Source organism: Gemmatimonadota bacterium (assembly GCA_041390105.1).
Lineage (GTDB): Bacteria > Gemmatimonadota > Gemmatimonadetes > Longimicrobiales > Gaopeijiaceae > JAGQIF01.
Genome location: JAWKQO010000001.1, coordinates 1,290,911 through 1,312,243 on the forward strand (window position 1 = coordinate 1,290,911; position 21,333 = coordinate 1,312,243).

Below are 21,333 nucleotides of genomic sequence, written 5' to 3' on the forward strand. Positions count from 1 at the left end.
AGGTCCGCCATGTCCAGCGCTGCCCGTTCCTTGGCCTCGCGGCGACGGGGTCCCGTGCTCCTGCTCGTCACAGGCCTCGCCACGCTTGCGGCCTGCTCCGGGGGTGAGCCCGCTTCAACGCCCTGGGCCTTTCCGACCGGGTGGATGTACAGCGCCAGCGTGGAACCGGTGACGGCCGACAGCGGCATGGTCGTCTCCACCGACTCGATCGCCTCCACCGTCGGCATCGCCATCCTCAAGGCGGGAGGGAACGCCGTCGATGCGGCCGTCGCGACCGGTTTCGCACTCGCCGTCGTCAACCCGGAAGCGGGCAACATCGGGGGCGGCGGATTCATGGTCGTCCGTCTCGCCGACGGGGAGAGCTACGCGCTGGACTACCGCGAGAAGGCCCCCGCCGCGGCCACGCGCGACATGTATCTGGATGAGCACGGCAACCTCACGGACAAGTCGGTCGTCGGTCACCTGGCCGCGGGCGTACCGGGCTCCGTGTCCGGCCTCTGGGCAGCGCACCAGCGCTTCGGCGTCCTGCCCTGGGCAGACGTGGTGCAGCCGGCCATCGACCTGGCGGACGGGTTCCCCCTGCACGCCCGCCTCGCCGGAGGGCTGACCTTCAGCCGCGAGGCCCTGGCCCGCTTTCCGTCCACTGCGGCGCAGTTCCTACCGGGCGGGGAAGCGCCCGCCCTGGGGGCCCGCTTCGCCCAGCCTGACCTGGCCCGCACGCTGACGCGCATCCGGGACGAGGGACCCGACGGCTTCTACCGGGGAGAAACCGCCGATCTGATCGTGGCGGAGATGCGCCGCGGCGGAGGAATCATCACACACGCGGATCTGGAGGCGTACACGCCGGCCTGGAGGGACCCCATTCGCTTCACGTACCGGAACCATACCCTGTTGTCGATGCCTCCGTCCTCGTCGGGAGGAGCGACCATGGCGGAAATCGCCAACATGGTCGAAGCCTTCGATCTCCGCTCCATGCGGTGGCACTCGCCGGACCAGCTGCACGTGTACGTGGAAGCGGCCCGTCGTGCCTTCTCCGACCGCAACGAGTACCTGGCCGATCCCGACTTCGTGTCGATGCCACTCGACCGCATGGTTTCCAAGGCCTACGCGCGGGAGCGTGGGGCGGACATCCAGCGCAGCCAGGCGACGCCGTCGAGCGAGGTCGGTCCGGGCCTGGGACCGTCCGAGCGGGGCGGCGAGACGACCCACTACTCGGTGGTGGATGCGCAGGGGAACGCCGTCGCGACCACGACCACGCTGAACTCGTGGTACGGCAACGGAGTGACCGTGACCGGCGCCGGCTTCCTGCTGAACAACGAGATGGACGACTTCGCTGCCAAACCTGGAACACCCAACCAGTTCGGGCTGGTGCAAGGCGAGAACAACGCGATCGAGCCCGGAAAGCGCATGTTGTCCGCCATGACACCGACCATCGTGCTGGACGCCCAGGGGGACCTCTTCCTGGTGACCGGAACGCCGGGAGGATCGACGATCATCACCACGGTCTTCCAGATGATCTCCAATGTCATCGACTACGGCATGAACGTCGCCCAGGCAGTCAACGCCCCCCGTGTGCACCATCAACATCTACCCGATGTGGTCGTCTACGAGTTCGGCGCGCTGGACGACGCGACGGTGGCGGGGCTCGAGACACTGGGCCACCGTCTGCAGGAGCGAGAGCAAGGAGAGACAGACGCCTACTTCAGCGGGGGCGTCTCCGGTGACGTGCAGGCGATCCAGGTCGGAGCCGACGGTCGCCTGCAGGGCTGGTCGGACCCCCGTCGCGGCGGAAAAGCGGTCGGCTGGTAGGGATCGGCGCCGCGGGGGTCAGCCCCGCTGCAGGTCACGCCCTGCGTCGACCCGCAGCGCGCGCAGCACGGGAACGCTCGCCACCGTGGCGGACACCACCAGCACCCCGGATCCCGCTGCCAGCAGCGTGAGCGGATCGAGCGCCGGGACGGCGAAGGCCACGCTACCCAGCCAGCGCGATACGACCGAGGCCCCGACGGTGCCGAACCCGAGGCCAAGGCCCAGGAGTAGCGCCGCGTGGCGGCCCACCAACCGCACCACCCGCGAACCGTCCGCGCCCAGCGCCATGCGTAGGGCGATCTCTCCCCGACGCGCGGCCACCCACTGCTGCAGCACTCCGTAGATCCCTACGCCGGCCAGCGCCATAGCCAGTGCGGCGAAGGCGGCGATGAGCCAGGTGCCGAGTCTCCGCTCGCGCAGCGCCTGGGAAACCGCGTCCGAGAAGGTCTGCACAGACCAGATGGGAAGCTGATCGTCGAGCTCCGCCACGATGGCGCGCAGAGCGGGGAACGCCGCCACTTCCTCGCCACGCACCCGTATGAGCGTGACCATCCCCGCTCGCGGATCGGCGGAGAAGGGCATCCAGAACTGCGGTTCGACCGCCTCGTCGGGACCGTCCTGCCGCGCGTCGGCGACGACACCGACGATCTGGCGCCGCGGCCCGGGTTGGTAGGGTCCTCCCACCTTGACCCAGGCGCCCAGCGCATCGTGCGGAGTTTGCCACCAGCGTCGAGTGAACGCCTCGTTGACCACGAGAATGGGGGCGTCGGCTCCGTCTGTTGCAGTGAACTCGCGCCCGGCGAGCAGCCGCGTGCCCAGCGTACGAAACGCACCGGCCTGAGCCACGTCGAAACGGCTGACCGGGACCTCGGACTCGGCCGGCTGAGGTCGCCCCTCGATCGACACCCACCAATCGCCGCAGTTTCCCCGCATGGGTGGGCACCCGACCGCAGCGGCGGACTCGACCCACGGCTGCGCCCCCAGGCGCTGAGTGAGTGCCTCGTAGAAGCGACGACGGGAAGCGGCGTCCGGATAGGCCGACGCAGGTAGGCGTAGCTCCAACTCCACCAAGCGACTCGTCTCGAACCCGGGGTCGGTCCGGCTTGCTTCGTGTAGGCTGCGCAGTAGCACGATCGCTGCGAAGGCCAGCACCAGGGTCAAAGACACCTGACCCACCACCAGAGCTCCCCGAAGCGTCTGCCCTGCGCGCCCCCCACCGGCCGTACGGTTGCCCTCGCGCAACGACCCCAACCGGTCCGGGCGTTGGGCGAAGACCGGCGCCAAGCTGGCCAAGAGACCGACCAGCAGGGTCACTCCCGTAGCGAACGCCAGCACGGGAATGTCCAGCCGGACATCGCGGATGCGTGGGAGCTCGATCGCCCCCCGCCGCACCAGCACGCCCAGGGCCAGTCGGGCCAGGATCACTCCCAGCGCGCCGCCCAGCCCCGCGACCACCAACGTCTCGGTGACCTGCTGCGCAGCCAGACGCCGTCGGCTCGCTCCGATCGCCGCGCGGATCTCCAACTCCTGCCTGCGCAGGAGCCCCCTGCTCAGGAGCAGGCTCGCGACGTTGGCACACGCCAGTGCCAACACCAGCGCCCCCGCGCCGAACAACAACCAGAGGGCTCGGTCGACGCCCCCCGTCACGGCTCGGGTGAGCTCGGTCAGGTGGGCGCGGTGCTCGTCTTCCGCCCCGGGGTCGCTCAGCGCCAGCGCCTCCAGCACGGCGTCGAGCTCGTCGGTGGCCTCCGCCAAAGTGACCTCGGGTCGCAGTCTTGCGAGGCCACGAATCGAACCGTGCCGCCCGCGATCCTCACTGTCCGTGAAGAAGAGGCCCAGGGGGAGATAGAACTCGATATCCGCATCCAGGAACTCGACTCCGGGCGGCAGGACACCGACCACCTCGTAGGTCTCCCCGTCCAGATCCAGGGATTGTCCGATGACAGCCGGATCGCCGCCGAGCGCCTTACGCCAGAACGCGTCCGCCAGCACCACCGTGCGCGCTGCTCCGCGGTGATCGTCCGCTGCCACGAACAGGCGCCCCTCGGCTGGCCTCCATCCGGTCAGCTCGAAGAAACCGTGGCCGACCATCCAGCCGTGCACGACCCGCGGTTCGCCACGTCCGCTGAGGGTGCTACTCACTCCGCGCACGTAGCCCGCGAGCTGTTCGAAGGCGTGCGCGTCCTCAGCAAAGTGCCGGAGATTGCCCCAGGTCACGCTGATCCCCACCGCCTCGCCCGCGGCCTCCGCCACCACGACCAGACGATCCGGGTCCGGATACGGCAGGGGCCGGAGTCGGACTGCCCAGAGCAGGCTGAAGATGCTGGTGGTGGCCCCGATCCCCAGGGCCAGCGTCAGAAGCACCGTGGCGGAGAACGCGGGGTTGCGGCGGATGCCCCGCACGCCCAGGCGAACGTCGCGAGCCACCCCTTCCAACCCGCCGAGCTCCCACGCTTCGAGGGCCCGCCGGCGGGCCGCTGGTCGGTGGCCGAACCGTCGCGCGGCCTGCCGTCGCGCCTCTGTCGGATCGACGCCTTGGGAAATCAGTTCATCGGCGATGAGATCCAGATGTGCTTGCATCTCGTCATCGAGCTCACGGGCGATGGCATCCCGTCGGCCGACCGCGCGCAGCTTCGCCCACAATCCCCGCATCCTCACCTCCCGTCCGGCGCCAGCACCCTCCCCATCGCGTCAACGAAGCGTTCCCAACGAGAGGTGGCGTCGGTGTAGTGCTCCTGACCGGCGGAGGTCAGGCGGTAGTACTTGGCACGCCTGCCGTTGGGCGTGGTCCTCCAGGCGCTCCGCACCAGCCCCCGCTGCAGCAGCCGTTGCAGCGCCGGGTACAGCGAGCCGTTGTCCACCACGAACTCCCGCCCGGATTGTGCTTCCAGGAACTGCGAGATCCCGTAGGCGTGATTGGGGCCGTCCTGGAGACAACGGAGCACCAGCACTTCCAGGGTGCCCTGCAGGAACTCCAGCCTCTCCCGTGGATCGTCTACCGTAGACATTCTACCCATATAGTGGTGGACGAAGGCCGATGGGACAAGGACCGTTCGCGGACGCGTGACCAACGGGGGTGGAGCGCCACGGGCTGACTCACACCGCCAACGGAAGAGGCCCCGTCGCGCTTCCGCGACGGGGCCTCGGTCTCGTGGGTGCCGCAGACCCGCTAGGACACAAGACGGACGGGCCGGCGGAGCTCGATCTCCACGATGGCCCCCGCGGGCAGCTTCGCGTGACCGCCGCGTGTTCCAGCGGCAACCGCCGCCCCGGCTGCGGCTCCGACCACGGCGCCCTTCACGGCATCCTTCCCTTTGCCACCGAGAATGCGGCCGAGGATGGCGCCTGCAGCGGCTCCGCCAGCCACCTTCGCCGCCGACTCACCACCCGAATCCCGCGTGCCGCGCTCCATGGCTGCGGAAATCACCTCCGCGTCCAGGGGTAGCTCCACCCCGTCCACGAAGACCGCTTCGAAGCCGATGCCCAGCGTGGCCGGCTCCTCTGCCGAGGGGCTGGGAGTGCTTTCCAGGACGCGCCCGCGCACCCGGGTCCCTGCAGCCAGCAGCACCAAGCCGTTCTCGCCCAACACGTCATCGGCAACCGTGGCCCAGAACACGTCACCGACCTGCTGGTGCTCGGTGCTGAGCTCGGTCTCCGTCTGGAGTCCGACGCGGGTGCCCGATTCGATCTGCAGAACCGGTTCCTCCTCGAACTCCACCCGCGACCCTTCCGGATCGGTCGCGGTCAGGACCGGAGCCTCTTCGCGTGGTGCGTGGGTGGGCGTGCTCGACGGGGGAACCGTGCTGCGACGCACCGGCGGCGGCGGCGCGGGTTCACGGCGCTCCACGACCGGCTCCTCTTCGATCGCGGCCGCGTCGGGCTCGGTCGTCACTCCCTGTGCGAGGTCGCTGGCAGGGTCGGGCTCGTTCTGGACCGTCGCCACGACCGGCGCCTCGTCCTCCGCAGCCGCCGAACGCACTTCCCGGCCGCAGGCGGAGAGGACCAGCGCTCCCAGCAGCACCACCCCCATCGCGAAACGGCTCACCCTGATCATGCTCATGACCTCCGTTGAACCCCGCGTCGGACGCGGGTTATCGTTCGAATTCGCAGGACGGACCCACACACGCCCTTTTCCGGATACACCGCCTGCCCTCTCCATGAGCCACCTCCGCTCTGTCCTCCCCTATTTCCGGCCCTACCGGGGTTCCCTGGCCGCCGGGTTGCTCCTCGTGGGGGTCGCCAACGCCTTCCAGACCGTCCAGCCCTGGCTGGTGAAGCTGGCGGTCGACGCCCTCTCGGCACCGGCCACGACACGCTCCGATCTGGCGCAACTGGCGGGCTTGCTGGTGCTCTCCGCCCTTCTGGGCGGAGCAGCCCGCTATGGGATGCGCGAGCTCCTCAACGGCTTGTCCCGGCGCATGGAGTGTGACCTCCGCGACGATCTCTTCGATCACCTTCTCCGCCTGGACGCCTCCCAGTTTGGCAAATACCGGACCGGAGACCTGATGACGCGGGCGGCGCAGGATACGGGGGCAGTGCGAATGGCGGTGGGCCCGGCCGTAATGTACGCCGTAAACACCCTGGTCGGGTTCGCCTTCGGCCTCTCCCTCATGCTCTGGATCAGCCCACGACTGACCCTGTGGGCCCTGGTCCCGATGATCCTGCTGCCGATGGTCGTCCTCTTTTTCGGACGCATCATCCACCGCCGCTTCGAACGCATCCAAGAGCAATTGTCGACGCTATCGACGATGGTCCAGGAGAACCTGACCGGCGTCCGGATTGTGCGCGCCTATGTCCAGGAGGACTCGCAGGAGGCCCGCTTCGGTGAGCTGAATCGGGACTACATGAAGCGGAACGTGGATCTCGTGCGAGCGTCCGGCCTGTTCCATCCGCTGCTCGGCATGCTGGCCGGCATCGGCATGGTGGTGGTGCTGTGGGTGGGCGGGCTGGAGATCATGGCGAGTCGCATCACCATCGGGGATTTCGTCGCCTTCGTGACCTACCTCGGTATGCTGATCTGGCCTTTGATCGCGCTGGGATGGGTCGTCAACCTCTTCCAGCGGGGCGCAGCCTCCATGGGACGCCTGAACCTGATCTTCGCGCTGGAGCCCCGGATCCTTTCCCAGCCCGAGGCGGTTGCCCTCCCGGCGGATCCGCTCCGACTCGAGTTTCGGGACGTGAGCTTCCGCTATCCCGACACGGAGCGTCTGGTGCTGCGCGACCTCTCGTTCGAGGTCGAGCCCGGGATGCGGATCGCCGTCGTCGGGCCAACGGGATCGGGCAAGAGCACGCTGGTTTCCCTGATCCCCAGGCTCTACGACCCGACCGAAGGACAGATCCTGCTGAACGGCGTGCCCCTGGATCGCTTCGACCTCGCCGACCTCCGCCGCTCGACGGGATTCGTGCCCCAGGATGCCTTTCTCTTCTCCAATACGATACGAGAGAACCTCGCGCTGGGTCTGGGAGGGGACCTCGAAGAGGACTGGGAGCGGGTCCGCAACGCCGCCCGCACGGCGCAGCTCGAAGAGACCGTGCTCGAGTTCCCCCACGGGTACGATACGGAGCTGGGGGAGCGCGGGATCAACCTGTCCGGCGGACAGAAGCAGCGAGCGACCCTGGCCAGGGCGCTCGCGCGGGACCCGCGCATCCTCGTGTTGGACGATGCCCTGAGCGCGGTGGACACCCATACCGAAGCGCAAATCCTGGGGGAGCTCCGCGAGGTGCTCGCGGGTCGGCTATCGTTCATCATCTCGCACCGCGTCTCGGCCGTGATGGACGCGGACCTGATCCTGGTGCTGGACGACGGACGCATCGCCGAGCGCGGCACGCACGCCGACCTCCTGGCGCGCGGCGGTGTCTATGCGCGACTGCACCGACGTCAGCTCCTGGAGGAGAACCTGGAGGAATCCCTGGCGCCGACCGGCTAGGGAAGCTCTGCACACGTGGGGCACTTGGCGTGCGCATGGGCCGCGGCCCCGAATCCGAAGCGGCACGGTCCGCTCCTTGGTCGGGAGATGTCCTAGCTGGGGCGGAACAGGCACCAGGTGTGGAGTTGATCGACGTCCGTCTCCGCCACGATCCGAAACCCGAGGCGCTCGTAGAACCGGACGTTGTCCGGAAGCTCCGTGCTCAGACAGACGCCCTGGTACCCTCCAGCGCTCGCCATCGAGAAGCTGCGCTCCAACAAGGTCCGACCGAGGCCCCTGCCCTGCCAGCCCGGCCGCACCCCGACCATGCCCACGAACAGATGTCGGGTCGGCGGCTCGGCGTGAGCGCTCGCTCGTTCGAAGCGCTGCATTCGTTCGAAGGCCGGTGCGTCGAGCGCCGCGCGCAGGCGCCCCAGCTCCGCCTCCGCTTCGGCGTGCGGCGGCGCGTCGGGCTCGCTGATCGTGATGGCCGCTCGGAGCGACTCCGCACCGGGCACGCCCAGGACGGGCCAGCCCCGAACCAGGCGGTGACCGACATAGTAGTCGATCAGCGCACGGAGTCCCGGATCAGTGGGATGATCGGCCCCTTCCCCGAGAACGAATCGCATCACGGGATAGCCGCAGAACGCCTCCGCCAGTACGTCCACCACGGCGCTGCGATGGGAGAGGTCGAGACGTACAGTCTCTGGAGCGCTCATGGCCGCGTGGACCGCGGAGGGCGGATCGTCCCGCGCACCTAGATCCGATCCAGCAGCCACGCGGGCGTCAGTCGCACCAGATAGCTGGAGAGCACGCTGAAGGTGCCGGTCACCAGCAGGAGCCCCAGCGCGACCAGCAGGGCCCCGGAGATCTTCTCCACCCAGCCCATCAGGCCACGGAAGCGGCCGAAGGCGACCAGGAAGCGATCGAGCGCCAGTGCGGCCAGCAGGAACGGTACGGCCAGGCCCAGGGAGTAGACGAGCAGCAGGCCGACACCTGACCAGAAGGTTTCGCTCGTCCCCGCGAGCGTGAGCACTCCGCCGAGCACCGGACCGATACAAGGGGTCCACCCCGCTCCGAAGGCGGCTCCCACGCCCAGCGTGCCGAGGTGACCGGCCGGCTTGTCCGCCAGATGCATCCTCTTTTCGCGCAGGAGCGGAGTAAGACGGAACACGCCCATCAGGTGGAGACCCAACAGGATCAGGAGGAGGCCGCCCAGCCGCGCCACCCATTCCTCGTACGCCCTGAAGAACTGACCGAGGAAGGACGCGCTGGCGCCCAGCAGGACGAACACCAACGTGAAGCCCGTCACGAACAGGAGCGAGTGCACCAGGGTGGCCTTGCGATCGACCCCGCCCTTCAGGTCTTCGAGGCTCATGCCGGTCACGAACGACAGGTAGCTGGGCACGAGGGGAAGCACGCAGGGGGAGAGAAAGGAAAGGACGCCGGCGGAAAAGGCGACGGCCACTCCGATGGACTCATTCACGGTACCGACCTCCGACCCGCTTGGATCTCCTGACGCGCTCGGCGGGCCTGCAGGAGCGCGCGCAGGCCCGTGGTCACGCCGACCCAGCCCAGTAGCGCCGCCAACACCAGCCCGGCCACGTGGGGCCAGATCGTCGCGGCAACCGCCAGAATCACCAGTCCCAAGGCCGTTGTCATCAGCACCGTACGGTTCTCCCGGTCGAGTGTGCGTCGGCCGGCGATCGCGTCCAGCGTGGCGGAGCCGGCCCGCACCAGGCTGGCCAGGCCGGTGCCGCTTTGACCGGCCCCCATGCGGCGGATGCGGTCGATCCGGTCCTGCAGCCCCTCGGGCTCGAGGGAGCTCGTGCGGGGCCGAAGCACCTGATCCATGGATGGATGCTGCGTGGTGGGTGGCCGCCGACCCGGTAGCACGATCTCGACGGCCGAGGCCAGATCCGCCAGGAAGAGCGCCTCAAGGGCCCGCGCCAGCTCCGGGTCCAGAATGCCCGCGTCGATCTCCCAGTTCCCGAGCAAGCTGGCGGCGTTCAGGTTGCTCGACCCGACCCGGCACCAGATTCCGTCGGCCACGGCCGTCTTGGCGTGGATCATGGGACCTTGCCACTCGAAGATCCGCACCCCGGACTCCAGGAGGGTTCGGTAGCCCGAGCGCACCAGACTGCCCACCCAGGGCCAGTTGTTGTGCGCCGGCACCAGCACGCGCACATCCACACCGTCACGCGCGGCGGCCATCAATCCCTCGGCCACCGGTCGCGGCGTCACGAAGTAGGGGTCGGTGATCCAGATTCGCTCGCGCGCCGTGGCCGCGATCAACTGGACGGCCCGGTAGACGCGCGTGCGCCACGGCACCCCCTCGATCAGCCACACCGGGGTGGTTCCCGCCGCCGGAGCGGTCTCCGGCCTGGGGGCGAGGTCCTCGGGAACCGGTTCGCCCATGAGGGACCAGATCTGCCCGAAGGCGCCCGCCGCGGTGGCGGCAGCCGGCCCGCGCATCTCGACACCCGTGTCGCGCCAGGGCGGGTCGTGCTCGGATCCGGCCCACTCCTGACCCACACAGAAGCCGCCGATGAACGCAACCTCTCCGTCCACGCAGACAAGTTTGCGGTGGTCGCGCTGCAGCAATCCGAACGGGTCACCGAACGACGGGGGGTTGTAGGCGCGAACCTCCACGCCCGCTTGCTTGAACGGCTTCCAATAGCGGCGCGGCGTGGCCCAACACCCCATCCAGTCGTACAGAACGCGCACCTCGACGCCAGCCTGGGCTCGCTCGATCAAGGCGTCGCGGAACCGGCGACCCACGGGGTCGTTGCGAAGGATGTAGTTCTCGAAGTGGATGAAGTGCTTCGCCTGACCGATCGCTTCCAGCCACAGGTCGAACGTCAAAGGGCCGTCGAACTGCAGACTGACACGGTTGCCCAGGGTCAGCCGGGCGCCCGTCGCTCGCGCCATCGCCCGCTCGATCGCTTCTCCGGGCGCACCATCGAGCACATGCGGGGACCGCAGCATCTCGTGCCGCTGGTCCTCGGCGAGGGGCTCATGAGGCATGGCAAGGCGCCGGTCGGCGGCGGCGGACTTCAGAGGGCACGCATCTGCTCGTACCGGTACCCCAAGAACTTGTAGGCGAGCTTGGCGACGAGGAAGTCCGGCGCGTGTAGCCCGGGAATCGGGGCGAGCTCCACGATGTCGGCGGCCAGGACGGTGCGCTCCTGAAAGACGCGTCGTAGAAAACGCAACGTCCGATACCAATCGCCTCCGCCCGGCTCGGGGGTACCCGTGGACGGGACCAGGGAAGGATCGAAGTAGTCGACGTCGAACGTGATGTACACCGGATCTCTCAGACGCTCCAAGGCCCGCTCCATCCAGTCGTCGTCGGCCCACATCTGGTCGGCGAAGATCAAGTCGACCCCTTCGTGCGAACGGGCCACCTCCATTTCCTCCGAACTGACACCGCGAATGCCGACGGCGAGCACGTCGGCATGATCGAGCACGCGGGCCATCGCGGAAGCATGGCTCGCAGGGGAACCTTCGTACTGGGCCCGCAGGTCGGCGTGCGCGTCGAACTGGAGGACCTGGATGCGCCGGCCTGCGGCCCGGGCTACCGCCCGAATGGCCGGCGCCGAGATGGAGTGCTCGCCACCCAGCATCAAGAGGAACCGGTCACCGCAGGCTTCCCGCACACGGGCGTAGGCCTCCTCCAGCTCCTCCATGGCCGCCGCGGCGCCGGCTCGCGTCAGCTCCAACGCGGGAAGCGTATGCACGCCCATCACGCAGGGCTCGCAATCCAACTCCTGGTCGTAGGTCTCGATGTAGCGTGATGCCTCGACGATCGCCCGTGGCCCCTGACGCGTCCCTCCACCAAAGGACGTGGTGGACTCGTAGGGTACCGGCAGGACCACGGCTGCTGCGCTGTCGAAGGCGGCCGCCCCCTCATCGAGGCCCAGGAAGCAGTGGGGCAGCTCCCAAGGCAGATCGTCCAGGCGCGCATCACCCAGGGGACCGTTCACGCTCCCTCTCCCTTCCGCGTCGGTGGATCTCCGGTTGGGCACTCGCTACAGAGCGTCCACCGGACAGGTCAGGCCTTCGTACGGCAGCTCTACGCCAGCTTGATGGCATTCGGCGCACAGGCCGTACACCTCGAGTCGGTGGCGCGTGGGGCGGAACCCGAACTCCGCCTGCAACGTCTGTTCGATGCGTTGCATCTCGTGGCTCTGGAACTCGGTGACGTCCCCGCAGCCCAGGCAGATCAGATGCTCATGCTCGGGCTCGGCGGAAAGACGATGCTCGTAGCGCTTGAAGCCCTCCCCGAAATCGTGTTCGGCCACCAGCTTACTCTTCACGAGCAGGTCAAGCGTGCGGTAGATGGTCGCTTTGCCGATCCGCTTACCCCGATCGCGCAACCGGTGCTCGATCTCCTCGACCGAGAGATGCTCCTCCGACGTGAAGACCACCTGCGCCACGGCCTCACGCTGGTGGGTGATCGGCAAGCCCCGGTCCCTCAGGTAACGGCTGAACACGCGAACGAACGGCAGGGCGCGAGCCGATGAGCTCACGGTGCCTCCGCCACGAAGAGCGCGGGATCGAACTCGGCCAGCAGTGCCTCGTAGCGCTCGGGATCCCCCTCGATCTCGATTTCCCTGGGTGGCCCCAGGTTCATCTGCGAACGCGAAACCACACCGTCGATCACGTGGGGTACACGGTCGCTGGGTGACACTCCCTCTTCGAACATCTGCTGCTCGACAGTGAGTCCTTTCCCCGTGCGCTCGGCCACGTAGGTGACGGTGTGTAGCAGGCGGCGCTCCCCGTCCGCGAACACGGTCGCCACGAGCAGACCCCGTTCCCGGCGTCCCCGGATGAGCGGCGGGAAGATCCAGATACGATCGACGCTGTCGGCTCCGAGCCGATCGCGCAGCGTCACCAGGGTCCGCGGCAATGCTTCGGGCACGCCCGGATCGGCCTTGAGCGGGGGAGGAGGAGTCACCGTCTTCATCCCTTCAATGTAGCAGTCCTCGGCTCGGCCCGGCCACCGGGGTCACCCGCTCTGCGGGGAGGTCTAGGACCGGCTGAGGTCGATGCCGCCCCGCTCACCACGCATGCGGCGCACGGCTCGACGCGCCGCGTCCAGCACCGCTCCGCGCACCTCGTCGATGGAGCCGCGCACGAGGGCGCCGGACGCCTTGGCGTGACCACCCCCTCCAAACTGACGCGCCAGTGCATTGACGTTGACGCGGCCGCGGGAGCGGAACGAGATCTTGGTGTCCCCGCTCGTCGTGCTACGAAACAACAACCCCACCTCGGCCCCACGCACCGATCTCGGGTAGTCCACAAAGCCGTCCAGGTCCTCCGCCGAGGATCCGAAAGCCTCGTACGCTTCGTTGGGTACCGTCATCCACGCCACCCCCGCATCCTCGTCGAACTCGAGCTCGACCAGCGACGCGGCCAACAGACGAAAGCGATCCATGGAGGACGAGCCGTAGACGCGCTCGTAGACCACCTCGGGGTGGACGCCACGCTCGATGAGCTCGCCCGCGATGCGATGCGCTGAGGGAGAGGCGTTGCTGAAGCGGAAGGACCCCGTATCCGTCATGATGGCGACATACAGCGCCTCCGCGATCTCCCGCGTGATCTCGGCGCCGTCGGCCAACAAGAGGTCGTATACGAGCTCGCCAGTGGCGCATGCGCTTTCGTCGCGCAGCGCCACCCCGGGAATGGGGGACTCTCCGGGCAAGTGATGGTCGACCACGGTCTTGGGCACATGGTCGGTCAGCGCCTTCACCCGCCCGATGCGGGGGATCTCTCCCGTATCCAGCACCACCAGCCGGCTTGCCGAGGCGGTGATCTCGGTGGCGCGTGCGCTACCGGGATCCACCGCGGCGTCGGGCTCAGGCAGCAGGAAGGAGAACGTATCCGGAAAGCGTGTGGGGTTGACGATCCAGCACTCGGCGCCGCGCGCGCGCAGCCAGGCGAGCACAGCGACCTCCGACCCGGCGCCGTCCCCGTCCGCATTGACGTGCGTGGTCAGCACCACCCGAGAGGCACTCTCGAGGCTGTGGATGACCTGCTCAATCGCCGGAAGACGTTCCGGCGGCGTCCGGTAGGGCACCGGATCCCACCCCTCCCCTCTCCCTGCGCTTCGACATGTCCCCGTGGAGCCCCAGGGTGCGGCTCGTCCACTGAGGACCCCGACCCCTGGGCCAGGTTCCCGGCGGACACCGGTCAGAACGGGAGTCGTTTTCGGACCTTGGCCCAGGTGGACGCGAGGTGGACGGCGGGAGACGCGGTACTCCCATGCACCTCCGCCTGGGTCAACGCCGTCAGCAGGTCGGCGGGACGGTTCAGGTGGAGGGGAACCTCGACCCAGCACCGCGCCACCTCGCCCAGCGTGTGCGCATCCGACCCCGCGCCTCGAAGGAGGCGGTGGCGCTCCGCGACCCGCTCGGCGCGTGCATTGAGCTCGGGCGGACGTAGGCGCCCATTGTGGACTTCGATCACGTCCAGGAACGGAACCAGTCGCTCCACGTGGATGCCGCCCCCACCCTTCCCCCGCGCGAAGGGATGCGGGAGGTAGCTGATTCCGCCCTGGGCGCGTATGCGCTGACAGGTTTCCTCCGCGGGAGTTCCCTTGGGGATCACCTCGCTCAAATAGAGGCCGATCACGTCGATGCCCTCGGCCGTCTTGACCTCCTCACCGGCGATCACACGGTCGGGGTGACGAGTCGCCATCTCGAGGGCGACGTCGAGGGCGTTGTGGTCGGTGATGGCGATGCGCCCGACGCCGCGAAGACGGGCGCGCTCCAGCACGGCCTCCGGATCGTTGAGGCAGTCGAAGGAGCCCTGCGTGTGCAGGTGCAGGTCGATGCGAAGCCGCTCGCTCATCCGGCCTCACCACGCAACTGGCCCAGCACCTCGCGGGCGCGACTCCGGAGTTGAGTCAGGTCACCATCGTTCTCGATCACGTAGTCACTCCTTGCACGCTTCAACTCCGGATCCATCTGCGATGCCATGAGCTTGTCGGCGACCTCTGGATCCAAGCCGCGCCCCTCCAGGAGGCGAGCTCGCCGAACCTCGTCGGTGGCATCCACCAGCACCACGCGGTCGAAGTCGTCCTCCATCCCCGTCTCGAACAGGAGGGGAACCTCCGCAACCACCAGGCGCGCACGGGCGCGACGCTGTGCGTCCATCCACGCATCGCGAAGCGCCCGGATGCGGGGGTGGAGGATGGCTTCGAGGCGGGCGCGCTCGGCGTCGTTCCCGAACACCCGCGCGCGCATCCACTCGCGATCCAGAGACCCATCCGCGGAAAGCGCCTCCGGTCCGAACGCCTCGCGGATCGCGGCCAACCCCTCCGAGCCCGGCGCCGACGCGCGTCGGGCCAGCTCGTCGGCGCTGACCATGGGGACGCCCTGCGCACGCCACACGTCGGCCACCGTGGACTTGCCGGCCGCCACGTTTCCGGTCAGCGCCACCGACAGCAGCCCCGGCCGGGCGGCGGCCCGTCGACGGGCCCACAGCCGCCAGGTTCCCAGGACAAAGAGCGTACCCACCACCAGCCCCAGCACGTTGCCGGCCCGGTGCCAGCTTTCGCCCGCGATCCACCCGATCCCGACGTAGAGCGCAGCCCATGCACCGACCCCGATCAGATCGTACACGAGGAAGCGAGGATAGGAGAGTCGGCTCGCGCCAGCGGCCATGGGCATGAGGGTCCGCACGAACGCAACGGCCCGCGCGAACGACACCGAAACCAGTGGGTGGCTGGAGAGGATGCGATCCACGCGCCGGCGCTGACCGGCGCTCAAGCCCCCGATGCGCCGCCGGGAGGCGTCCAAGGCGCGTCCGGAGAATCGGCCCACCCAGAAGCCCACGGAATCACCGACGAGAGCCCCGCCCAGGGCGTAGAGCAGGACCGGCACCAACGAGAGCGTTCCGGCCGCCACCAGCGCCGATGCCAGCAGCAGGGCCACCCCTGCCGGGATCACGAGCCCGGTGATGAAACAGGTCTCGAGCACCGCCAGGGCGAACAGGAGTACCGGACCGACCTCGGGAAGCAGGCGCAGCAGGGTTTCGGTCAGCGCATCCACCAATCGCGTTCGGATCCCTTCGACGTGGCCCCAGGCCACGCTCGGGTGAACGCAGCCCCTGCTACCGCTTCCGGTTCTGCAACCAGCGCAGGTCGTCGGGAGAGCCGAGCTCCTTGTCGGCTCCGCCAGAGACGATGGCGAAGGAGTCCTCCCAGATCCGGAGCGCGTAGGGCGTACCCCAACTGTCCACTCCGGATTCCTCCGTGAACCGGGCGTCGAGCCACCCGGCAAACCCACGCGGGTCGGTCGGGAGCTTGTAGTACGTCCGGTCGAAGCTCACCAGCTCCAGGGCGATCCGCTCCATCTCGTTCTCGGTCGAGTAGGCGCGGATCGGGTCCAATGCCGGCGCCAACGCCTCGATCACCTGGGGCCGGGTTCCCGGATACGTGAGCGCCGCCGCGAACGCGACCAGCGCGATGAGGAACAACTTGCCCACGGGGCCTCCGGTCAGTCGTGTCTCCTAAACCGTTTCGCCCAAAGCAGATAACGCCTGAGCTCGTCCGCGGAAGGGGGCCCGCCCCCCTCTCCGAACGCGGTTTCAGACCTCCAGCGCAGGTAGTGTGCCGAGGGCAACGGAAGAAACGGGAACCGGCGGTACCAGCCCCGTCGCCGCACGCGCCAGGCCAGGCGGACCGCGGCTGGGAGCACCCCCGGGTGGCGGAGGACGAGCCGGATGTAGGGAGCGAGCATGGCGGGTCCGACGTGTGGGTCTCCCCAGAGGCGGCGGGAAGCTAGACCCACCGGGACTTCCCGGCCAGCGGTTGCGCGAGGGCCGAGCAGGCGGGCACGTTGGCCGCCCATGGTTCGCGTTCCGGTGTTTCTGACGGGGCGGTTGCCCGTCCTCTACTCGATCCACGCCATCGACGGCGGCCGCACCAGCAACGTTGCGGCGCTCGATGTCGCCGTCGTGGTCAAGGGGGCTCCCTCCATCCTCGGCATCTGCCGAATGGCGCTCGACCGCCTCGATGAGGTCGTCGCATCTCTGCAGGGCGGAGACGTGCGCGTGGCCGTCGCTGCCCTGCCTGAGGATACGCGCCCTCCCGACAAAGGGCCCCGCGCTTTCGTGTCCCTGGTGTGCGCCGATGGACGGCGCCTGCCCATCGCGCGTGTGCGAGGGCGCGATCACGAGGAGGCCACCGAGCAGTACGCCCGCCGCCTCGCCCGCGCCATCGCGTCCGGGACGAAGCTCGCGGACGTCGCCGACTCCGACTCCACGTAGGGAATCCCCACACACGTGGCGAACCGACTCGCCTCCGAAGCCAGTCCCTACCTGCAGCAGCACGCCGGGAATCCGGTGGACTGGTTCCCGTGGGGCGACGAGGCATTCGAGGCCGCTCGCAGGCTGGACCGACCCGTCCTGCTCTCGATCGGCTACGCAGCCTGTCACTGGTGTCACGTGATGGAGCACGAGTCGTTCTCGGACCCCGCCACCGCGGCGCTCATGAACGAGCGCTTCGTGAACATCAAGGTCGATCGCGAAGAACGTCCCGACGTCGACCATGTGTACATGACCGCTGTTCAGGTCCTCACGGGCCACGGGGGGTGGCCGCTCACGGTGTTCCTCACGCCCTCGGGGGAGCCGTTCTTCGGCGGCACCTACTTCCCGCCCACGCCCCGCGGTGGCATGCCCGCCTTCCGACAGGTGCTGGCGAGCGTCGCACGCGCCTGGAGCGATCGCTCCGAGGAGGTGCGCTCGCAGGCAGCCGAGTTGCGCTCCCTCCTGGAACGATCCACGCGCGTGGATCCGAACACCATCAGTCCGGATTTCGCGTGGGTCCAACGCGCGGTCCGGCACGCACGGGCCTCGTTCGACCCGGTGCACGGTGGCTTCGGCGGCGCACCCAAGTTCCCACAGCCCGCGCTCCTGGAGTTCTTGTTCGGCTGGCGGGCCCATACGGGAGACGAGGCGACGCTCGCCATGGTGGTCGCCACGCTGGCAGCGATGGCCCGCGGTGGGATCCGTGATCACCTCGGTGGGGGCTTCCACCGTTACGCGGTGGACGCTCGCTGGCAGGTGCCCCACTTCGAGAAGATGCTGTACGACAACGCGCAGCTGGCCCGCGTCTACCTGCGCGCGTGGCAGATCACCGGCGACCCGCGCTGGCGGCGCGTGTGCGAGCAGACCCTCGACTACGTGGCCGCGGATCTGACCGCGCCCGAAGGAGGCTTCTACTGCTCGCGCGACGCCGATTCGGAGGGAGAAGAGGGGCGGTACTACGTCTGGCAGGCCTCGGAGATCGATGCGGTGCTGGGGGAGGATGCCGACGTGTTCAAGCGCGCCTACGGTGTGACGGCCGCAGGCAACTGGGAGGGGGCCAACATCCTCCGTCGTAACGAGGAGACGGAAGACGGAGGGCACGGCGCGGCGGGAGACGATCCGAGCCTCGCGGCGCGTCTGCAGGCCGCCCGCACGCTCCTCTTGCAGATGCGTTCGCGGCGGACCCCTCCAGGGCTGGACGACAAGGTGCTCACCGATTGGAGCGCCCTCACGGTGCGTGCGTTCGCAGAAGCCGGCGCCGCCCTCGGGCGGGCCGACTACCTGGCCCTCGCGGAGCGGGCCACGCGCTTCCTGCTCGAACATCTCCGCGAAGGTGAGGTGGTCCTTCACAGCTGGCGGCGGGGCCGGTCCGGCCGCGGTGCCTTTCTGACCGACGCCGCAGCGCTGGGAAACGCGCTGCTCTCGCTCTATGAGGCGACCCTGGAGCCGTCCTGGGCGCGGGAGGCAGCGGCGGTGGCGCACGCACTCCTGGACCGCTTCGCCGAATCCGGTGAGGCCCTGCTGTACGACACCCCCGCCCAGGGAGAGGCGCTGATCGTTCGGCCCCGCGACCCGACCGACGGGGCGCTCCCCAGCGGAAACGCGCTGGCTGCCGAGCTGTTCCTACGGCTGGGTCGCCTCCTGGGCCGCCCGGACTTCGTCGAACGTGCGCGCGCGATCGTCGATGCGCTGGCGGGACTGGTCGATCGCCATCCTCTGGCCTTCGGCTACCTCCTCCACGTCGCGGAGTCCCTGCGTTCGGATCCGGTCGAGGTGACGCTGGTCGGCACCCCGCACGGTGTCGCCCCGCTGCATCGCGAGGTGTCGCAGCGATACCTCCCCGGGTTGGTGCTGGCGGGGCCGGATCTGCCGGATTCCCCCTTGCTGCGGGACCGGCCCTCTCTGGAAGGGGCCCCGACCGCCTACGTCTGCTGGCACCGGACGTGCTCCGCTCCACTTACGGACCCTGCGGCCCTGGCCACCGAGTTGAACCGGGTTGGCCATCCTGGGGGCCAGGGGTAGTTTCAAGCGGCCCTCGGAGCCCCCTCCAATGACTTGCGGGGTGCCCAGCTTCGCGGGTTCCTAGAACATCAACGACGGACGGGAAACCGGTGCCGCTGTCGGCACGGGTCAACCAGGAGCTTGGATGTCGACGACCGCGGACGAGTTGGGCACAGGCAGGGATCTGCGCGGCCTGACCCCAGAGCGCATCCTCGAGTTGTATCGCACGATGGTCACGGCCCGTAAGGTCGACGACCGCGAGATCGCCCTCAAGCGACAGAACAAGATCTTCTTCCAGATCTCCGGGGCTGGCCACGAGGCGGTGCAGGTGGCGTTGGCCGAGCATCTCATCCCCAAGCACGATTGGTTCTTCCTCTACTATCGCGACCGCGCCCTGTCGCTGCGGCTGGGGCAGACTCCGCTCGACCATTTTCTCCAGGCCGTCGCCGCGGCGGATGATCCGGCCAGCGGCGGGCGTCAGATGCCCAGCCATTTCGCCGATGCACGTGTAAACATCGCCAGCACTTCGTCTCCGACGGGGACGCAGTTCCTGCAGTCGGTTGGGGCAGCGGAGGCAGGGTTCAGGGCCAAGCGCGACCCGGGGCTGGGCGCTGCGATCGCGCACCGCCAGGACGACGAGATCGTTCTCGTCTGCGCCGGTGACGGCACCACGTCCGAGGGCGAGTTCTGGGAGGCGATGAACACCGCCTGCAATCTCAAGCTCCCCGTTCTCTTCCTGATCGAAGACAACGAGTACGCCATCTCGGTGCCGGTGGAGGTGCAGACGGCCGGCGGCAGCATCTCCCGCCTCGTGCAGGGCTTCCCGAACCTGTACATCCTGGAGTGCGACGGCTGCGACCTGCTCGACAGCTATGAGGTCACGCAGAGTGCCGTTCGCTACTGCCGTTCCGGAAGGGGGCCGGCCCTGGTGCACGCCCACGTGGTGCGCCCGTACTCCCACTCGATGTCCGACGACGAGCGTATGTATCGGACGGAGGGGGAGCGGGAGGAGCAAGCTCGACGGGATCCCCTCTTCCGAGCCCGGGAGCTGATCCTGTCGGAAGGGTTCGCCAGTGCCGAGCAGCTCGATGCGCTGGAGGTCGAGATCGAGCGCGAGGTGGCCGACGCGGCGGACGCAGCCTGCGAGCGCCCCCAGCCCGCGGTCGAGACCGCCACGCTCCATCTGTTTTCCGAGGACGTCGACCCTACCGGGCCCGACTTCGACACCGAGGACCGTCCGCAGTGGGACCCCTCGGGGCGCGAACTGACGATGGTGGATCTCCTGAACGCGTGCATGCGCTCCGAGATGGAACGCGATCCGCGGATCGTCGTCTTCGGAGAAGACGTCGCGGACGCATCGCGTGAGGAAGCACTGCGAGAGGTGAAGGGCAAGGGCGGAGTCTTCAAGGTCACGCACGGGCTGCAGAGTCGATTCGGTGGCGAGCGCGTGTTCAACGCTCCGCTCGCCGAAGCGAACATCGTCGGACGCGCGATCGGCATGGCGGTACGCGGGCTCCGGCCGGTCGTCGAGATCCAGTTCTTCGACTACATCTGGCCGGCCATGATGCAGATCCGTGATGAGTTGGCCACGATGCGCTACCGGTCCAACGGGACCTACAGCGCGCCGGTGGTGATTCGCGTCACCTACGGTGGCTACCTCAAAGGGGGCGGGATCTACCACTCGCAGACCGGCGAGACGCTCTTCACGCACACGCCCGGCCTGCGCGTGGTCCTACCTTCCAGTGCGGTCGACGCGAACGGGCTGCTTCGGACTGCGATCCGCTGCGAGGATCCGGTGCTGTTCCTCGAGCACAAGCACCTGTACCGCCAGGTCTACAACAAGGGTGTGAATCCGGGGGACGATTTCATGATCCCCTTTGGGAAGGCGAACGTGCTCCGCAACGGGGACCACCTCACCCTGGTCACGTGTGGAGCCATGGTGAAACGATCCCTGGATGCCGCGCGGATGGCGGCGGAGCAGCACGGGATCGAGACCGAGGTCATCGACCTTCGCACGCTACAGCCCTTCGACATGGCCACCATCGCCGAGTCGGTGCGCCGCACCAACCGGGTGCTGATCGTCCATGAGGACTCGCTTTCCTGGGGGCTGGGCTCGGAGATCGCCGCCCGCGTCGCGGACGAGTTGTTTCCCTGGCTGGATGCGCCCGTACGCCGCGTCGCTTCGATGGACACCTGGGTGGCCTATGCGCCGCAGCTGGAGGAGGTCATCCTCCCGCAGGTGGACAACGTCCTGGACGGCATCGTCTCGTTGGCCCGCTGGTAGCCGGATCGGCGGGAGCGG

18 protein-coding genes are annotated in these 21,333 nt (G+C 68.5%); 5 read left to right on the forward strand and 13 right to left on the reverse strand.

Features of this window, described 5'->3' with window-relative positions; genetic code table 11:
- The first annotated feature begins 9 nt into the window (after positions 1 to 9).
- A complete protein-coding gene (gene ggt, locus R3E10_05810) occupies positions 10 to 1,809 on the forward strand; it encodes a gamma-glutamyltransferase (GenBank protein MEZ4415249.1) in 1,800 nt (599 codons plus the stop codon).
- 18 nt (positions 1,810 to 1,827) lie between these two features.
- Here ggt and R3E10_05815 read toward each other — a convergent pair whose 3' ends face one another.
- The 3 genes from R3E10_05815 to R3E10_05825 all read right to left on the reverse strand — a co-directional run bounded on the left by R3E10_05815 (position 1,828) and on the right by R3E10_05825 (position 5,869).
- Positions 1,828 to 4,461, reverse strand: coding sequence for an ABC transporter permease (locus tag R3E10_05815; protein ID MEZ4415250.1), 2,634 nt, complete (start codon positions 4,459 to 4,461; stop codon positions 1,828 to 1,830).
- A 2-nt stretch (positions 4,462 to 4,463) separates the two neighbouring features.
- On the reverse strand, positions 4,464 to 4,817 hold the full coding sequence (locus R3E10_05820) for a PadR family transcriptional regulator (GenBank protein MEZ4415251.1): 354 nt from the start codon (positions 4,815 to 4,817) through the stop codon (positions 4,464 to 4,466).
- A 161-nt stretch (positions 4,818 to 4,978) separates the two neighbouring features.
- Positions 4,979 to 5,869 carry a hypothetical protein gene (locus R3E10_05825; protein MEZ4415252.1) on the reverse strand — a complete coding sequence of 297 codons (891 nt, stop codon included), beginning with the start codon at positions 5,867 to 5,869 and terminating at the stop codon, positions 4,979 to 4,981.
- A gap of 97 nt (positions 5,870 to 5,966) precedes the next feature.
- On the opposite strand from R3E10_05825, the gene R3E10_05830 reads away from it, so the two are divergent.
- Entirely contained in the window at positions 5,967 to 7,736 is a 1,770-nt protein-coding gene (locus tag R3E10_05830; GenBank protein ID MEZ4415253.1) for an ABC transporter ATP-binding protein, read from the forward strand.
- A gap of 92 nt (positions 7,737 to 7,828) precedes the next feature.
- Here R3E10_05830 and R3E10_05835 read toward each other — a convergent pair whose 3' ends face one another.
- The 10 genes from R3E10_05835 to R3E10_05880 all read right to left on the reverse strand — a co-directional run bounded on the left by R3E10_05835 (position 7,829) and on the right by R3E10_05880 (position 16,208).
- The gene (locus R3E10_05835; GenBank protein ID MEZ4415254.1) at positions 7,829 to 8,434 is read right to left on the reverse strand and encodes a GNAT family N-acetyltransferase; all 606 of its coding nucleotides are present in this window, start codon (positions 8,432 to 8,434) and stop codon (positions 7,829 to 7,831) included.
- 38 nt (positions 8,435 to 8,472) lie between these two features.
- Positions 8,473 to 9,201 carry a cytochrome c biogenesis protein CcdA gene (locus R3E10_05840; GenBank protein MEZ4415255.1) on the reverse strand — a complete coding sequence of 243 codons (729 nt, stop codon included), beginning with the start codon at positions 9,199 to 9,201 and terminating at the stop codon, positions 8,473 to 8,475.
- Positions 9,198 to 10,742, reverse strand: a complete 1,545-nt coding sequence (locus R3E10_05845; protein MEZ4415256.1) for a phospholipase D-like domain-containing protein — start codon at positions 10,740 to 10,742, stop codon at positions 9,198 to 9,200. Before R3E10_05845 ends, R3E10_05840 begins: the two co-directional genes overlap by 4 nt.
- Before the next feature lie 29 nt (positions 10,743 to 10,771).
- The gene (gene speB / locus R3E10_05850) at positions 10,772 to 11,701 is read right to left on the reverse strand and encodes an agmatinase (GenBank protein ID MEZ4415257.1); all 930 of its coding nucleotides are present in this window, start codon (positions 11,699 to 11,701) and stop codon (positions 10,772 to 10,774) included.
- A 45-nt stretch (positions 11,702 to 11,746) separates the two neighbouring features.
- Complete coding sequence (locus tag R3E10_05855) at positions 11,747 to 12,247, reverse strand: Fur family transcriptional regulator (GenBank protein ID MEZ4415258.1); 501 nt, start codon at positions 12,245 to 12,247, stop codon at positions 11,747 to 11,749.
- Positions 12,244 to 12,684 (reverse strand): hypothetical protein, encoded by a 441-nt coding sequence (locus R3E10_05860; GenBank protein MEZ4415259.1) that lies wholly within the window; start codon positions 12,682 to 12,684, stop codon positions 12,244 to 12,246. Before R3E10_05860 ends, R3E10_05855 begins: the two co-directional genes overlap by 4 nt.
- Before the next feature lie 63 nt (positions 12,685 to 12,747).
- Positions 12,748 to 13,797 (reverse strand): bifunctional oligoribonuclease/PAP phosphatase NrnA, encoded by a 1,050-nt coding sequence (locus R3E10_05865; protein ID MEZ4415260.1) that lies wholly within the window; start codon positions 13,795 to 13,797, stop codon positions 12,748 to 12,750.
- Between the two features lie 113 nt (positions 13,798 to 13,910).
- Positions 13,911 to 14,570: a PHP domain-containing protein gene (locus R3E10_05870; GenBank protein MEZ4415261.1), complete on the reverse strand. Its 660-nt coding sequence runs from the start codon at positions 14,568 to 14,570 to the stop codon at positions 13,911 to 13,913.
- Positions 14,567 to 15,772 (reverse strand): dephospho-CoA kinase, encoded by a 1,206-nt coding sequence (gene coaE, locus R3E10_05875; protein ID MEZ4415262.1) that lies wholly within the window; start codon positions 15,770 to 15,772, stop codon positions 14,567 to 14,569. The genes R3E10_05870 and coaE overlap by 4 nt, the downstream gene beginning before the upstream one ends.
- A 61-nt stretch (positions 15,773 to 15,833) precedes the next feature.
- Complete coding sequence (locus R3E10_05880; GenBank protein ID MEZ4415263.1) at positions 15,834 to 16,208, reverse strand: hypothetical protein; 375 nt, start codon at positions 16,206 to 16,208, stop codon at positions 15,834 to 15,836.
- Between the two features lie 363 nt (positions 16,209 to 16,571).
- Between R3E10_05880 and R3E10_05885 the strand changes: the two genes are divergently transcribed.
- The 3 genes from R3E10_05885 to R3E10_05895 all read left to right on the forward strand — a co-directional run bounded on the left by R3E10_05885 (position 16,572) and on the right by R3E10_05895 (position 21,315).
- Complete coding sequence (locus R3E10_05885) at positions 16,572 to 16,991, forward strand: hypothetical protein (protein MEZ4415264.1); 420 nt, start codon at positions 16,572 to 16,574, stop codon at positions 16,989 to 16,991.
- A gap of 15 nt (positions 16,992 to 17,006) precedes the next feature.
- Positions 17,007 to 19,052: a thioredoxin domain-containing protein gene (locus R3E10_05890; protein ID MEZ4415265.1), complete on the forward strand. Its 2,046-nt coding sequence runs from the start codon at positions 17,007 to 17,009 to the stop codon at positions 19,050 to 19,052.
- A gap of 124 nt (positions 19,053 to 19,176) precedes the next feature.
- Positions 19,177 to 21,315, forward strand: a complete 2,139-nt coding sequence (locus R3E10_05895; protein MEZ4415266.1) for a dehydrogenase E1 component subunit alpha/beta — start codon at positions 19,177 to 19,179, stop codon at positions 21,313 to 21,315.
- Positions 21,316 to 21,333: the final 18 nt, after the last annotated feature.